Source organism: Pseudescherichia sp. (genome assembly GCF_031998825.1).
In the GTDB taxonomy this organism is placed as follows: Bacteria; Pseudomonadota; Gammaproteobacteria; order Enterobacterales; family Enterobacteriaceae; genus Pseudescherichia.
This window is the reverse complement of record NZ_DAMACX010000006.1, coordinates 83,966-98,224: the sequence shown is the minus strand read 5'-3', so window position 1 is coordinate 98,224 and position 14,259 is coordinate 83,966. Positions and strand designations below refer to the sequence as shown.

At 55.8% G+C, this 14,259-nt stretch carries 15 protein-coding genes and 1 pseudogene; 5 read left to right on the top strand and 11 right to left on the bottom strand.

The genetic code is table 11. From position 1 onward, the window contains the following. Positions 1-145: 145 nt before the first annotated feature. From RTP97_RS04750 to RTP97_RS04730, 5 genes are all read right to left on the bottom strand, one after another. Complete coding sequence (locus RTP97_RS04750; RefSeq protein WP_312411393.1) at positions 146-1,294, bottom strand: ABC transporter ATP-binding protein; 1,149 nt, start codon at positions 1,292-1,294, stop codon at positions 146-148. A gap of 130 nt (positions 1,295-1,424) precedes the next feature. Further along, on the bottom strand, positions 1,425-2,576 hold the full coding sequence (gene argE, locus RTP97_RS04745) for an acetylornithine deacetylase (protein ID WP_312411391.1): 1,152 nt from the start codon (positions 2,574-2,576) through the stop codon (positions 1,425-1,427). A gap of 14 nt (positions 2,577-2,590) precedes the next feature. After that, positions 2,591-3,265 carry a DUF1028 domain-containing protein gene (locus tag RTP97_RS04740; RefSeq protein ID WP_312411389.1) on the bottom strand — a complete coding sequence of 225 codons (675 nt, stop codon included), beginning with the start codon at positions 3,263-3,265 and terminating at the stop codon, positions 2,591-2,593. Positions 3,266-3,268: 3 nt separating this feature from the next. Beyond that, entirely contained in the window at positions 3,269-3,703 is a 435-nt protein-coding gene (locus RTP97_RS04735; RefSeq protein ID WP_042391122.1) for a RidA family protein, read from the bottom strand. A gap of 156 nt (positions 3,704-3,859) precedes the next feature. After that, positions 3,860-4,288 carry an ester cyclase gene (locus RTP97_RS04730; protein ID WP_312411386.1) on the bottom strand — a complete coding sequence of 143 codons (429 nt, stop codon included), beginning with the start codon at positions 4,286-4,288 and terminating at the stop codon, positions 3,860-3,862. Positions 4,289-4,381: 93 nt separating this feature from the next. Here RTP97_RS04730 and RTP97_RS04725 point away from each other — a divergent pair, with 93 nt between their 5' ends. Continuing rightward, positions 4,382-5,293, top strand: a complete 912-nt coding sequence (locus RTP97_RS04725; RefSeq protein ID WP_312411383.1) for a LysR family transcriptional regulator — start codon at positions 4,382-4,384, stop codon at positions 5,291-5,293. A gap of 61 nt (positions 5,294-5,354) precedes the next feature. Then, a complete protein-coding gene (locus RTP97_RS04720) occupies positions 5,355-7,907 on the top strand; it encodes an excinuclease ABC subunit UvrA (protein WP_312411381.1) in 2,553 nt (850 codons plus the stop codon). An 18-nt stretch (positions 7,908-7,925) separates the two neighbouring features. Here the strand turns inward: RTP97_RS04720 and RTP97_RS04715 are convergent, their stop codons facing one another. Beyond that, positions 7,926-8,315: a helix-turn-helix domain-containing protein gene (locus RTP97_RS04715; RefSeq protein ID WP_312209999.1), complete on the bottom strand. Its 390-nt coding sequence runs from the start codon at positions 8,313-8,315 to the stop codon at positions 7,926-7,928. 99 nt (positions 8,316-8,414) lie between these two features. Between RTP97_RS04715 and RTP97_RS04710 the strand changes: the two genes are divergently transcribed. Continuing rightward, positions 8,415-9,146 (top strand): SDR family oxidoreductase, encoded by a 732-nt coding sequence (locus RTP97_RS04710; RefSeq protein ID WP_312411378.1) that lies wholly within the window; start codon positions 8,415-8,417, stop codon positions 9,144-9,146. A 54-nt stretch (positions 9,147-9,200) separates the two neighbouring features. Here the strand turns inward: RTP97_RS04710 and RTP97_RS04705 are convergent, their stop codons facing one another. The 4 genes from RTP97_RS04705 to RTP97_RS04690 form a co-directional block, all read right to left on the bottom strand. After that, a complete protein-coding gene (locus RTP97_RS04705; protein WP_312411376.1) occupies positions 9,201-9,884 on the bottom strand; it encodes a YrbL family protein in 684 nt (227 codons plus the stop codon). Positions 9,885-10,027: 143 nt separating this feature from the next. After that, on the bottom strand, positions 10,028-11,023 hold the full coding sequence (locus RTP97_RS04700; RefSeq protein WP_312411374.1) for a DUF2891 domain-containing protein: 996 nt from the start codon (positions 11,021-11,023) through the stop codon (positions 10,028-10,030). A gap of 26 nt (positions 11,024-11,049) precedes the next feature. Further along, complete coding sequence (locus RTP97_RS04695) at positions 11,050-12,036, bottom strand: DUF979 domain-containing protein (RefSeq protein WP_312411373.1); 987 nt, start codon at positions 12,034-12,036, stop codon at positions 11,050-11,052. Beyond that, positions 12,033-12,755 (bottom strand): DUF969 domain-containing protein, encoded by a 723-nt coding sequence (locus RTP97_RS04690; RefSeq protein ID WP_042395176.1) that lies wholly within the window; start codon positions 12,753-12,755, stop codon positions 12,033-12,035. Before RTP97_RS04690 ends, RTP97_RS04695 begins: the two co-directional genes overlap by 4 nt. 247 nt (positions 12,756-13,002) lie before the next feature. Between RTP97_RS04690 and RTP97_RS04685 the strand changes: the two genes are divergently transcribed. Both RTP97_RS04685 and RTP97_RS04680 read left to right on the top strand, forming a co-directional pair. After that, a complete protein-coding gene (locus RTP97_RS04685) occupies positions 13,003-13,548 on the top strand; it encodes a winged helix DNA-binding protein (protein WP_312411372.1) in 546 nt (181 codons plus the stop codon). Between the two features lie 12 nt (positions 13,549-13,560). Continuing rightward, positions 13,561-14,082: a GNAT family N-acetyltransferase gene (locus tag RTP97_RS04680; protein ID WP_312411370.1), complete on the top strand. Its 522-nt coding sequence runs from the start codon at positions 13,561-13,563 to the stop codon at positions 14,080-14,082. Here RTP97_RS04680 and RTP97_RS21405 read toward each other — a convergent pair. Beyond that, positions 14,079-14,204 (bottom strand): annotated as a pseudogene (locus RTP97_RS21405) (DUF4440 domain-containing protein); the annotation flags it as partial. The gene RTP97_RS04680 and the pseudogene RTP97_RS21405 sit on opposite strands and share 4 nt — an antisense overlap. Positions 14,205-14,259: the final 55 nt, after the last annotated feature.

Genomic DNA, 14,259 nt, shown 5'->3' with positions numbered 1-14,259 from the left:
GTCGGTTCACGCCCGCACTGGCGACACGAATTAATACTTCGCCCGGGCCAGGCTGCGGCACGTTACGCTCTACCTGGGCCAACACCTCAGGGCCGCCCGGCTGGCGAGCGATGATGGCGTTCATCATTTCAGGTATCATCGGCGCTTATCCTTGTTTCGCCGCGCTAAATGCGCATACGCCTTCATCATCTACGCTCACCCCCGCCAGGCTGCCGATAGGCCAGCGCGTCAGTGAATTCAACCCGGACTGGCGGGCAAACAGCGAGGCGCTGCCAAGCGCCGGGGCATCGAGATGCACATCCACATGATCGCCCTGAAAGACATGGGCGATCACCGTGGCGCTGAACAGCGAATGCGGGCCAAGCGGTGCCAGCTGCAGGTTTTCCGGACGAACGTAGACATCAAGGCGTTCGCCCATCGTGGCGTGCACGCGTTCCACCGGCAGGCGCAGCGTATTGCCGCCCAGCTCCATCACCGCCGCGCCGTCACGACCGGCATAGCGCCCCGGCAGAATATTCACATCGCCTACAAAACCTGCGACAAACGGATCCTGCGGACGACGATAGATCTCATCCGGGGTGCCAATCTGACGCACATGTCCTGCCGACATCACCACCACGCGGTCGCTCATGCTCAGCGCTTCACCCTGATCGTGAGTGACAAATACCGTGGTGACGCCAAGTTTGCGTTGGATCGCCTTCAGCTCTACCTGCATCGACAGACGCAGGTTTTTATCCAGCGCCGAGAAAGGCTCATCCAGCAGCAATACTTTGGGGCGGATGACCAGCGCTCGCGCCAGTGCCACACGCTGCTGCTGGCCGCCTGAGAGTTCACGCGGCTTGCGATGGCCGTAACCCGCCAGCTTCACCAGCGCCAGCGCCTGCTCAACGCGCTCGGCGATTTCGGCTTTTGGCACACCGCGCATACGCAGGCCGTAGCCGACGTTTTTCTCCACCGTCATATGCGGAAACAGGGCGTAGTTCTGAAACACAATGCCGATTTCACGCTGGTACGCCGGTATCTCGGTAACCAGATCGCCATCAATAAAGATTTCACCGCCATCCGCCTCGGCGAAACCCGCCATCAGATTCAGCAGCGTGGTCTTGCCGCAGCCGGAGGGGCCGAGCAGCGTAATAAATTCCCCTTCCTCGATCGTCAGGGAAATTTTGTGTAGGGCGATGGCGTCGCCAAAGCGTTTCAGTACGCCGTCAAGCTGTACGGCGACATTGGCTTTGTTGGTGACGGGATGCAGCGTTTCGGGCTGCGGGAATGTGGTGACTTCGGCACTTACCATGGACTCTCCAGAAACGGGCTATCGAATGCGTGTCACCAGCATACGGGTTAAGCGCGCATCACGCGGTTAGTGCTTCCTGAAGCTGGCGTTTGGAAAAGGTAAAGCAGAGAAAAAGGTGACAACGTCACCTTTATTGACACATCCATGCGGCAAGACGGCGCAGCATGGCATCGCAGGCGGCTAGCTGTTCAACAGTGATAAACTCATCGGGCTTATGGCCCTGCGCCATACTGCCCGGCCCGCAGATCACGCTGGGGATACCGGCCTGATGGAAAAGTCCGCCTTCCGTACCGAATGCCACGGTGCTAAAGAGGTCAGAATCGGTGAGATGAGCAATCAGCCGCGCGGCGGCGCTGTGCGCGGCGGTATCCAAACCGGGATAGCCGCTGATGGGATAAAAGCGAATGGCGGCGTCAGTGTTTACGGCGTGCATGTGCGGCAGCAGTTCCCGCTGGGCGTAACCTTCCAGCTCCTGCGCCACCTGCTGCGCGTCATCCTGCGGCAAGGTGCGCACTTCGAAGTCAAACGTACAGTCGGCAGGCACGATATTCAGCGCCCGTCCGCCCTGAATCACGCCGGTTTGCACCGTCGTAAACGGCGGATCGAAACGCGGATCCTGACGTTCCGGCGCGGCTAGCCGCTGGCCTATCACCGTAAGGCGGTGGATCAGCTTTGCGGCGTATTCAATAGCATTGACGCCCTGCGGCGCATAGGCCGAATGGCAGGCCGCGCCCTGCACTTCACAACGAACGCCGAGCTTGCCTTTGTGGCCGAGCACCGGCTGTAGTTCGGTGGGTTCACCAATCAGGCAGATGTCGGGCTTATCCGGACGGCCCGCCAGCGCATCCAGCAAGGTGCGCACGCCCAGGCACCCGACCTCCTCGTCATAGGAGATCGCCAGATGCAGCGGCTGCGCCAGCGGCTGTGCAAGAAAATGCGGGACCGCCGCCAGCATGCAGGCGATAAAGCCTTTCATGTCCGCCGTGCCGCGGCCGTACAGCTTGCCGTCTCGCTCAGTTAGAGCAAACGGTGGTACGCTCCAGTTCTGCCCATCCACCGGCACCACATCGCTGTGGCCGGAGAGCATCACGCCGCCGCAGCCTGCCGGACCCAGCCGCGCATAGAGATTGGCTTTGCTGCGCTCGGCATTATGAATCAGCTCACAGTGGACGCCGAGATCGGTTAAGTAGCGCCTGACAAAGTCAATCAGCGCCAGGTTGGATTCGCGGCTGGTGGTGTCAAACGCCACCAGCTGCTCCAGCAGTTTGCGACTGGTTATCATCACCTCTCCTTGCGTTATTCGTCGCCCGGCACGCCGTAGCCAGGCGCGCTGCGGGGATCGAGCGCGCGCGTGATATAGTCCTGCATCTGCGGCCTATACGCCTGCCAGAGCTGATTGAGCTCATCTATGGGATCGCCGTCCGTCCAGTCGACACGTAAATCGACAACTGGCCAGACGGGCGCATCCACAATCGACAGAGCCGCTGAATGCACAGGCCCTGCCTCTCCGCCCGCTTGCATACCCGCCTGCATCGCGGCGATGAGCCTGTCGGCAAGATCGCCTGCGCATTGTTCGAAGGCGTTTACCATCGCGATAATGACATCCGTATTTGCCAGCAGATTACCCGCCGCCACGCAGTTTTCGCCGCTCAGGGCATTATTAACACCGAGCGTCTTTTCGCCGCTATAAAACGCGCTTTGTCCCTCAGCCGTCAGCACCGTAACCTGCCGATAGATAGCGTACTCATCGGTGCCGAGCCCGGATTTTAGCGCGGTGTCGACAGTCTCGCCCTGCTCCAGCCTGTCAAGAATGCACGGCCCAAGTGCCGGTAACGTAATGTTTTGGGTTGATACCGCGCCGACCTGGCTGCGCAGCCAGGGACAACGCGCGCCCACCGCGATGCTGGACGAGCTAATGGCGATGCCCATCTGGCCGGTTTGCGCGCAGCGGCCAATAATCGATAAGGTCATGATTTATGCTCCCGCCTGCGGCTGCCAGTCGTCGGGGATCACGGCGATAACATCAATCTCCATCAGCCACTGCGGCTGACCCAGCCCGGAAATAACCAGCCCGGTAGAGATGGGAAATACGCCTTTCAGCCATTTGCCGACGACCTGATAGACCGGCTCGCGATAGCGGGGGTCGATGATATAGGTGGTGGTTTTAACGATGTGCGACAGATCGCTGCCCGCTTCTTCCAGGAGCTGTTTCACGTTCTTCATCGCCTGTTCGGCCTGCGCGGCCGGGTCGCCAAGACCTACCAGGTTGCCGTCGAAGTCGGTACCAATCTGACCGCGAACGTAAACGGTATTGCCAGCGCGAACGGCCTGGCAAAGATCGTTGTCCAGCGACTGGTTTGGGTAGGTCTCTTTCGTATTGAATTTGCGAATGCGGGTATGTGTGCTCATGTTTGCCTGCTGAGAAAAGGGATTCCCAGCAAGGTATACATTCTCGGGCGTTACAAACAAAACAGCATAATCCGAGGCGTTAGTTTAGAAAATCCGACTTAACCGAATCACGTAAACGGCTTATCGGAGCCTATGCTGAATGTCTGTGAAAAAGGATCAGTTCTGCGATGGGAACTGGCCAAGCTGTAGGAACAGGCCAAACCAGTCTTCCATGTGCCAGGTGGTGGTGATCAGACCGTTGGCAACCGTATGAAACTCATGCAGTCTGAAACTCACCTTTTTACCGGTTGGCGCGATACCGAACAGCTCGCCCAAATGGGTCCCGCCGATCTCGGCGCGCACGGCGACCTTGCCAGGTTCCTGAATTGTGTCATGGATAGTGATGTGCACGTCCGGAAAGGCGGCGACGACCATGTTGATGATGGTCTTTATGCCTGCCGGGCCGGGAGCCTGGCCTGGCGCCAACGGAATGTCATCCCACTCAGGGGCAAGTACGGTATCAACAAGATCGGGATTCTGTTCGCTGAATGCGCGATATAGCGTTTCTACAGCCGCCAGTTCGGTACGTAATTGCTGGGTGTTCATAAAACGTTCTACTCCGCAGTTAAGGAGGTGGCAGAATAAAACTTGCGTTACAATCAATCCAACAAATAACCGATATAACCCATTATACGAAATATGGATTTTCACGGTGTCGATCTCAACCTGCTGGTGGCTTTCAATGCGCTCATGAACGAACGCAACGTCACGCGCGCTGCAATCCAGACAGGGGTAAGCCAGCCGGCGATGAGTGCGGCCCTGTCCCGGCTGCGTATTCTGCTGGGGGATCCCCTTTTTCAGCGCAGCAATGCGGGGTTAATTCCTACCCCACGCGCGCGGGAGCTTGCGTCCCCCATCGCTGCTGCCCTACAGCAGATTGAGCAGGCTATGATTACGCAGCCTGTTTTCCAGCCTGAAACGGCGCAGGCCACGTTCAAGTTGGGCCTGCAGGATTACCCCACCGTAGTCTTGCTTCCGACGCTTATGGCCGCGTTGGAACAGCGCTTTCCCGGGGTCTCTTTGAATGTGGTTTCTTTTAATGACCGCAATGCTGCTGTCGATCTGCTTGATGCCGGTGCGATCGATATGGCCATTGGCGTGCCACCGACGAATGGGGATGCGCGTATTCTAGCCCGACCGCTGCTGCGTGATGAGTTCGTTACCGTCGTATCGCGCGAACACCAGGCTGGAAGGGAGTCGATGGATTTGCAGACCTACCTGGATCTGCAGCATGTGCTGGTATCACCAGAAGGACAGCTGCATGGCCTCGTCGATCAGACTCTTGCACAACAGGGCAAGCAGCGGAAGCTTGTGTTAACAGTGCCACACCTATTTGCCGTGCCAGCGGTCATCGCGCGCACCCGTATGGCTGCCACGATCCTCAAACGTGTGGCACTCCATTCGCAGACCAGCCACCAGCTGACGCTGTTTTCGCCACCCCTGACGCTGCCGGAGATCGTGTTTGATCTGATATGGCATCGACGCAGCAACCACGCTCCAGCTCAGGTATGGTTCAGGGAATTTATTGCAGCGCACGCAAGTACCTTATAGCAAGTTGTTCAATGCCCTCTCCACGTCTACCCTTGAAGTTCTTTTATTATCAGGGGAAACCATGTCATCAGTAAAACCGTCAAAAAAGATAAGCGCCAAGACTCACGATATCAGCCCTGGCGTAAGCGTACACGGGGCCAGAACGCATAACCTCAAGGAGGTTTCCTTTACCTTTCCCCGCGATGCCATGGTGGTGTTTACCGGGATATCCGGATCGGGTAAATCTTCCCTGGCGTTTGACACGCTCTATGCCGAGGCGCAGCGACGGTTTATGGAATCTATCGCACCCCACGCGCGGCGTCTGATTGAGCAAGCGGCTGCGCCGGACGTGGACGGTATAGACGGTTTGCCGCCCGCCGTTGCCCTACAACAGAGCCGTGCCGGTGCGCAGGAGCGCTCAACGGTCGGCAGCCTGACGCGGATCTCCGTAACCCTCAGACTGCTGTTTTCTCGCGCCGGTAGCCATCCTGCCGACGTCCCGTTTCTGGCAGCGGAATCTTTCTCGCCCAATAACCCGCAGGGCGCCTGTCCGGCCTGCCAGGGCATGGGCATGGTACACGAAGTAAGAGCCGACGCGCTGGTACCGGACGATTCGCTAAGCATTCGCGAAGGGGCGATAGCGTCCTGGCCCGCTGGCTGGCAGGCAAAAAACCTGCGTTCCATTCTGGAAACGCTGGGCTACGACATTGATGCGCCGTGGAAGACGCTGGCTGAGAAAGATCGCGAGTGGATCATCTTCACCGACGAACAGCCCTCGGTACCCATCTTTTTGGGACTGAATGCGGAGCAGCGCCAGGAGGCCATCGCGGCAGGCACCGAACCTGCCTATACCGGAACCTACACCAGCGTCAGAAAATACCTGCTGCAAAGCTACTCGGGTGGAAAGGAGTCGGTGAAAAAACGGCTCTCCCGCTTCATTACCGTCGCGCCCTGCACCGAATGCCACGGCAAACGGCTTAATCAGAATGCGCTGGCCTACAGGTTTGCGGGCCTCGATATTGCCGAGATGGCCGATCTGACGATTACGCAGCTGAAGGCGCTGCTTTTACCCTTTGCCGAAGGCCGTCCTCAGCAGCTGCCTGACGAAGCCGCGCTGCGGGAAGCCGTCATTAGGATGGCGACCGATATCTGCGGCCGCCTTGACCAGCTCGAAAAACTGGGACTCGGGCACCTGTCTCTCAGCCGACGGACCACCATGCTCTCGTCCGGAGAACTGCAGCGGATCCGGCTGGCTACGCAGCTGATTTCCCGACTTTTTGGCGTGATTTACGTGCTTGATGAGCCTGCGGCTGGCCTGCATCCGGAAGACGTCCGCGCCCTCCTCCAGTCTCTGCGCCTGCTTCTGGAGGCGGGCAACTCACTGGTCATCGTCGAGCACAATCTGGACGTTATCGCCGAAGCAGACTGGCTGACGGAAGTGGGACCGGGCCCAGGGCGTTTGGGCGGTGAGATCGTCTATAACGGCACGCCATCAGGTCTTAAACAGGTGTCCTGCTCCCCTACCGCAGGCTACCTGTTTGACAGGCATCGTCCGGGCCTGCGTCAGCGGCAGCTTCCCGAACGCTGGCTGAAGCTAGAGCAGATAACCTGTAATAATATTCACGAAATGGATGTCCGAATCCCTCTTGAACGGATGACCGCCATCACCGGCGTGTCCGGCTCGGGCAAGACCACGCTTCTCGCCCGGGTGCTCCCCGCGCTGCTTCAACGGCTCGACAAAACGCCGGAGGAGGAAGTGACCGAGGAGGATAACGTGGTTCCGGACGTGCAGGGTAAGATGACGGCGGGCGGAACGTCTCTTAAGCGTCTGGTTCGCATCGATCAGCGGCCCATCGGGCGGACGCCGCGATCCAATCTGGCGACCTATACCGGCTTTTTTGACACCGTGCGCAAGCTATTTGCCGAAACGGACGAGGCAAAAAAACGCGGCTTTAACGCCAGCCGGTTTTCCTTCAACCTGCCTGCGGGTCGCTGCCCCGCCTGCGAGGGCCAGGGACAGATCACTATCGAGCTGCTGTTCATGCCCGAGGCAAGCGCGCCATGCTCTTCCTGCGGCGGACGTCGCTATAATGATGAAACCCTTGAGGTGCGGTGGCATAACAGAACGATAGCGGACGTGCTGGATCTTACCGTCGACGAGGCCATTTCGGTATTTGAAGATAATGACACTATCCAGCGCTCTCTTGCCGCGCTTGCCTCGCTCGGTCTCGGCTACCTGACGCTGGGCCAGCCTGCGACCGAACTGTCCGGCGGTGAATGCCAGCGCATTAAGCTTGCCTGGGAGCTGCAGCGCGTGCAGCGGGGTAAGACACTCTATCTGCTGGACGAGCCCTCTACCGGGCTGCATCCGGCGGATATGGATAAGCTGATGCGAGTCCTCGACAGAATGGTCCAACGCGGTGATACGGTGATTATGGCGGAGCACGATATGCGGATCGCTGCAGAAGCCGACTGGGTCATTGATCTCGGGCCGGGCTCGGGCGAGAACGGCGGGCTTATCGTCGCATCCGGCACGCCGGAGGAGGTCAGCCGCGCAGAACGCAGCCTTACCGCCCCTTATCTGTCGGCCAGCTTAAAAAAACGCGCCGGCGATCGGCTGACTAAACGTTCCTGACCGTCACGGACGTTTGCCCTATGCAGGCGTCCGTAATTTACCGGCATGAGCACGATCGTACTCAGCCTGAGCTAATTCAATAGCCGGACCGAATTCCAACGCCCAATTCGCCAGAGCAACAAAAGGTTGCTGTAGTGACTGCGCCAGCGGCGTAATCGTGTATTCCACGCTTACAGGCGACGTGGGCAGAACCTGACGATGGACTAAACCGTTTCGCTCCAGCCGTTTCAACGCATCTGCCAGCGCCTTATGGGTAATACCATCCAGCCGTCTGCGAATTTCATTGAACCGGGAAGGTTTTGTACACAGTACCGTGAGAATTAATATCGACCATTTATTGGTGATGTTTTCTAACACTGGTCGGGTTTTTCCTACTTCTATCAGAGAGTTGTCGTTATCTGCCTGCATAGCGATATAGTCACTTATATTTGGTATGGTAAAAGTGCGTAATTGATATTAAGTATAAAATTTATATCATCTGTTTTCTACCAAAACGGGAGAAATCAGATGAGCAAATTAGAAGAAAAAGTCGCGGTGGTTCTGGGTGGCGCTAAAGGGATTGGGCTGGCTATCAGCCAGCGTTTAGCAACCGAGGGGGCGGTCACCTGGTTTACTTCGCGACGGGAAGAGGATCTTGAGACAGCCAGAAGCAAAATATCAGGGACCGCTATGCCACTGCGGGCAGATGTCAGTCAGAAGAGCGAGCTGAGCCGCATCATACAGACCATTTCAGAAAAATCAGGACGGATAGACGTTCTGGTAATCAATGCTGGAATGTCAGAGTACGCCACGCTTGAGGAGATAAATGAGGCGCATTTTGACCAGACGTTTGGCCTGAACGTTCGCTCCCCCGTGTTTGCCCTGCAAACAGCACTGCCTTTGCTGAACCCCGGCAGCAGTGTAGTCCTCATCGGTTCAATTGCTGATGTTATAGGCACTCCGGGATATGGCGTGTATGGGGCCAGCAAAGCCGCGCTGCGCTCTTTTGCTCGCACCTGGACATGTGAACTTGCCCCGCGCGGCATCCGTGTTAACGTTGTTGCGCCCGGCCCTGTTGATACTGAAATGATGGCCGCAGTGTCTGATGAAGTGCGTAACGGGATAATGAGCGCCATACCCCTGGGCAGAATGGCCCAACCTGAAGAAGTAGCCAACGTTGCGTTTTTCCTCGCAAGCGACGAGAGCAGCTATATCGCGGGCGCAGAGATTTGTGTTGATGGTGGAATGGCGCAGGTTTAAGAGATGACACGACGGCCATCCCAGGATGGCCGATCGGATTACCTGCTGATGCGATCACGCTTGTTGCAGATGGTCCAAATCGTTGAGCATCCGCTTAAGGCATTTGATTTTATTTCTATCGCGTATTGACTCTGAAAGCTTACTGACCTGAAAAAGCGTTTTGTCACCGAAACCATCGATGACCTTAAAGCGATATTCCTGACGAGCGCTGTCCCAGGCGTAGACGATGTTTTTACAATGCAGGGAGTTAATAATGACGCGAGTGTTAACAAACCATGCTAAAAAAGCATTCAGCTTTTGCAGTTTGCTGGCATCAAGCTCTTTGTTAAGAGCAAGCTGATAAAGAGTTTGCGCGATGCGGCTCTGTTCATCGCACTCTTTCACAATGACTTGCCCTACGCCTTTGTTTGTTTCAACAAGCCCTTCAAGCCGTTGCATATAAAGCGAATCTGTTTGGGTATTCGGCTTGCACTCTTTGACATCCCGATAGACTTCACGCAGCTTGCTTTTGTATTTCGCAATGCCAGGAATAACAGTTTTGATCAGCAGGTTACTATCATGCGGATGCTGGAAAACGTAACGATCGTTACCTTTTGCCAGTAAATATTCATCGGTCAATACAATCTCTTTTTTCATGATAGTTTTTTTACTCTTGCCTATAAAAACTGAATCTGTCAGTTTGAAAATAATGCACTGAGCTATATCAACAGTTGATATACGAGCCGCATATGCGCTCATTAATTCACCACCTCAGGGTGATTTGCATAATTGGCGTTGGCTTACGGGCACAAAAAAGCCCCAATAATGGGGCTATTGAAAGCAGCGGTGAAATGAACAAGCTTTTACCGCCTGCTTAATTCCTTGTCTTTTTTAACTTCCCTTTACTCCAGCGCCAGCAGCGCGAAACTGGCCAGCCAGTGCCCACCGCTGTAGTGGCTTCCCACCACATGCTCCACGCTGTGAGCAAGATGGCGTTCAACCGCCTCGCTCAGCGCCTGCTGCGCCACATGATTTTCCGGCAACGCTTGCGCAATATGCTTCATGCACCATGCGCGGCTGAGGTTTAATCCATCAAGGTGGGCAATTTTGGGGTCGGTCCGGTCGCTCACTTCCGCCGGGTTCATCAGCGCCGACGCTGCACCCACATCAGGAAGAAATGCATCGAACCAGGCAGGGAAACGATCCGTCACCTTACTCATTAGCAGTGCTTCAGTGAGCGCCCCGGAAATATACTCATCCCCACCTGGCTCATAGTGAGCCGGATAGCGCGTGTCAGCAAGATAGAATCGGTTTGACGCCGCCACAATCGATTGCTCAAGCGCGTCATCCTCCACTGCGCGAGCATAGTCCAGGCCCAGCGCCAGTGCAAAGGCGGTGTTGTAATGGGTACCGACCCGGATGGGGTACGTTAATTTACTGAGATAATCCATCAGCCTGCCGCGAATATCCTGCGTTAATGGCTGAAGCGTCTGATACCAGCCCGCGGCCTGAGGTAAAGCGGATTGCTTCAGCTCCTGAGCCAGCGCCAGCAACCAGCCGTATCCGTAAGGGCGCTCAAAAGAGGCCCGAAACAGCGCATTAAAATAGGCCAGCTCCTGCGCAACCTTCTCTTCCGTCAGGTGTTCATTGAACAGCGCGACGATCTCGTCCCGGCACGGCAGTTCAGGATAGCGGCGCACGCAGCGCAGCAGCAGCCAGTAACCATGCACCGCCGAATGCCAGTCAAAGCAGCCATAAAAAATAGGATGCAGCTCGCGGGGCGGCAATACGTCGCCATCATCATTAAGCAGATGCATGATGTGGTTCGGGTATTCCTGGCGCAAATAGGTCAATGGCATTCTGGCAAACGCGTCAGCCTGATGTTGAGTTAATTCCATAACAGCTCCTTAAGCCATTGCTATGCTTAGCGAAATACGAGGAAATACATTAAGAAAACGTTGACCACCAGCAGGGTTAACGCGGTCGGGATCTGGATCTTGATCACCTGGTACTTATCTTTAAGCTCTAACAGAGCCGCAGGAACGATATTGAAATTGGCAGCCATCGGCGTCATCAGAGTGCCGCAATAACCCGCATACATGCCAATCGCCAGCAGCGGAGCCGGGTTACCGTGATGTACGTTGATCAAGAAGGGTAAGGCGATCCCCGCACTTAGCACCGGGAAAGCGGCAAAGGCATTGCCCATGATCATGGTGAAGAGCGCCATGCCCACGCAGTAAATCACTACCAGCATGAAACGGTTATCCGGGTTCACAAACAGGCTCACCACCTTTTGTACCGATTCGCCGGTATTCGCCACCACAAACACACCGCCCAGCATGGCAAGCATCTGCGGCAGGATCACCGCCCAGCCGATCGTATCCACAAGGCGACGAGACTGGCGGACCGCATGCAGCGGCGTCCCCTTCGTTAGCCACCAGCCGGTGAGAATTGCGGCCACGCATGCCACGCACAGGGCCGCGAGCGTAAGCTGCTTCTGGTCAAGCAGGTAGACCCCACCCACCGACACGCCTTTCAGGAACAACGTGCCGATCACGGTAACCACTGGGATCATTAGCGCTGGCAGGAACAGCCAGTTTTTCAGTCGATTTGACGAGGCGACGCGTTCAGACTCGGTGGACATCTTATAATGCCCCTTACCCACCAGCCCGAAACCTGCAAGCAGTGCAATGAGAATGACGCAGCCGCCAATAATTCGGTACGCCAGAGATTTGCCCAGCTCCTGCACCAGGAGATCGCCAAACAGGAAGATGCCGCCAAATAAAAACCAGAACAGCGCGGTGGTAAAGCGCTTAGGATTGGCGCGATCCCGCAGGGTCATCACCACCAGCAGCATCACAACAAAACCAATCAGGTAGTACACGCGGTTAATAGTGATTAGCGTCATCATGGTGCGATCTCCTGTGTACCCTGCTCTGCTCTCCAGGCCATTACGTCGCGACGGATGCTCGCATCCAGGCGCAGCAGGCGCGTCATATGAATAACCAATGCCGCGATGGCGGTTGGAATGGCCCACAGACCGATATGCAGCGGTTCAATTCCTTCAATACCACTCTCTTTCAGGAAGGCGTCAATCAGCAGCACTGCCCCAAAGGCGATAAAGATATCCTCGCCAAAGAAGACCGCAATGTTGTCGCATGCGGCGGCATGCGCTTTGATTTTGTCGCGGATATGTTGTGGCAGTTCGCCATATTCATTCAGCGCCGCCCCTTCGGCCATCGGCGCCAGCAGTGGACGCACCGTCTGAGCATGACCGCCAAGCGACATCAATCCCAGCGCCGCCGTCCCTTCACGCGCCACAAAATAGAGCATCAGAATACGTGCCGAGGTGGCGCTAGCGATCTTCGCTACCCAGGCCTGCGCTCGCTCTTTGAGCCCGTAATACTCCAGCAGACCAATGACAGGCAGGATTAGGATAAAGGTTGCCAGCGAACGGCTATTGACGAACTTTTCGCCAAACGTCTCCAGCAACATACCAAAATCCATGCCGACCAGCAGACCCGTCGCCAGCCCTGCCACCACGACGACCAGCAGCGGGTTGAAGCGTAGTGCAAAGCCGATAACCACGATGGGTATCCCAATCAGCGGCAATAATGTCGAACCGTCCATAAACGTTAACCCTATCCAAAGTGAGTGTTGCGCGCCGACGGCTATTTTTTTAATACTTCGTGTCAGGACGAAGCGTGATGCATTACGGCGAGCGATGTTGTGTTTTGCGCCAGGCTCCACAGAACCAGCACTAAAAAGCTATATCTGAACCACAAAAACATGTAAACAATTTATCAATAAAATGTTCTTATTTTATCGCCCCGAGTTTACATTTTTAGCTAAGAGTCACACTCCCGTAAGGAACGTTATGACCTTAAAAAAACGTGCTTCATCAAACCGCGACGATATAACGGATGGCCGGATCGTCTCTTCCCGCCATCTGGTGTCTGAGCGCTGTGCCGAATTATCGGAGCTGGAATACGCGCTGATCATGACCAGTAACGCGTTCAATAAATGGATGGTGCGCTGCATGACCGCCGCTGGGGAACCCGATATGGGGGCCTTTGACGTCTCGCTTCTGCATCATGTAAACCATCGCAACCGTAAGAAAAAGCTGGCCGATATCTGTTTCGTCCTCAACGTAGAAGATACCCATGTGGTAACTTATGCATTGAAAAAGCTGGTCAAAGCGGGCTACGTGACGAGTGAAAAAGTCGGTAAAGAGCTCTTTTTCTCAACAACAGAGGAAGGCAAAGCGCTATGCATGAAATACCGCGATGTGCGTGAAGCCTGCCTTATCAATATTCATGCGGAAAGCGGCATTTCGGGGGCGTCAATCGGTGAGACCGCGCAGTTGCTCCGCACGATCTCATCGTTATATGACACAGCCGCCCGGGCGGCGGCATCACTGTGAGACATAGAGACAATGATTGATTATAAACAGCTTAACGCAGTACAGGCCCAGCCGGTTTTAGCAGAGTTAGGGGATGTTCTTCAGGCCTGCGTCGCCGACGGCGCCAGCGTGGGTTTTACCGACCCGGCTGACCGGGCTGCGATAGACACGTTCTGGCAGGGCATAATTGATAGCCTTGACGGTAACGAGTGTGATCTTTTAGTTGCCCGTGATAATGATGCTGTTGTCGCTACGGTCATGATTGACTACTGCGGTAAGCCTAATGGCCGTCATCGCGCTGAGATTTGCAAGCTGCTTGTGCATCCTGCCGCTCGGCAACGGGGAATTGCCCGCCAGCTGATGAAGCTGGCTGAGCAACACGCATGGGATAAAGGCATTACTCTGCTGGTTCTGGATACGCGCAGCGGCGATGTGGCAAGCCAGCTGTATCTCTCCTTAGGCTTTCAGATTGCCGGTGAGATCCCCGCCTATGCAGAGTCCATTGAGGGACGCCTGGATGCCACAACCTATATGTATAAACTGAATAGTCGTTAAGACGTCAGGAGAAACGTTTCATGAAGGTGTCGCCAGCGGACCGTGCCATCCTGCTCGGATTCAAATACCACGGTGGAGAAACGTAACGTCGCGCTTTGACCGGGTAGCTGCTGACGCTCCTTGTCCCTGTATCCGTTTATACCATATGTCATGCCGGGCGGCGCTACGCTTGCCCAG

Coding starts and splice junctions, on each gene's coding strand:
- RTP97_RS04750 (WP_312411393.1), bottom strand. CDS start 1,294: ATGGTAAGTGCCGAAGTCACCACATTCCCGCAGCCCGAAACGCTGCAT.
- argE (WP_312411391.1), bottom strand. CDS start 2,576: ATGATAACCAGTCGCAAACTGCTGGAGCAGCTGGTGGCGTTTGACACC.
- RTP97_RS04740 (WP_312411389.1), bottom strand. CDS start 3,265: ATGACCTTATCGATTATTGGCCGCTGCGCGCAAACCGGCCAGATGGGC.
- RTP97_RS04735 (WP_042391122.1), bottom strand. CDS start 3,703: ATGAGCACACATACCCGCATTCGCAAATTCAATACGAAAGAGACCTAC.
- RTP97_RS04730 (WP_312411386.1), bottom strand. CDS start 4,288: ATGAACACCCAGCAATTACGTACCGAACTGGCGGCTGTAGAAACGCTA.
- RTP97_RS04725 (WP_312411383.1), top strand. CDS start 4,382: ATGGATTTTCACGGTGTCGATCTCAACCTGCTGGTGGCTTTCAATGCG.
- RTP97_RS04720 (WP_312411381.1), top strand. CDS start 5,355: ATGTCATCAGTAAAACCGTCAAAAAAGATAAGCGCCAAGACTCACGAT.
- RTP97_RS04715 (WP_312209999.1), bottom strand. CDS start 8,315: ATGCAGGCAGATAACGACAACTCTCTGATAGAAGTAGGAAAAACCCGA.
- RTP97_RS04710 (WP_312411378.1), top strand. CDS start 8,415: ATGAGCAAATTAGAAGAAAAAGTCGCGGTGGTTCTGGGTGGCGCTAAA.
- RTP97_RS04705 (WP_312411376.1), bottom strand. CDS start 9,884: ATGAGCGCATATGCGGCTCGTATATCAACTGTTGATATAGCTCAGTGC.
- RTP97_RS04700 (WP_312411374.1), bottom strand. CDS start 11,023: ATGGAATTAACTCAACATCAGGCTGACGCGTTTGCCAGAATGCCATTG.
- RTP97_RS04695 (WP_312411373.1), bottom strand. CDS start 12,036: ATGATGACGCTAATCACTATTAACCGCGTGTACTACCTGATTGGTTTT.
- RTP97_RS04690 (WP_042395176.1), bottom strand. CDS start 12,755: ATGGACGGTTCGACATTATTGCCGCTGATTGGGATACCCATCGTGGTT.
- RTP97_RS04685 (WP_312411372.1), top strand. CDS start 13,003: ATGACCTTAAAAAAACGTGCTTCATCAAACCGCGACGATATAACGGAT.
- RTP97_RS04680 (WP_312411370.1), top strand. CDS start 13,561: ATGATTGATTATAAACAGCTTAACGCAGTACAGGCCCAGCCGGTTTTA.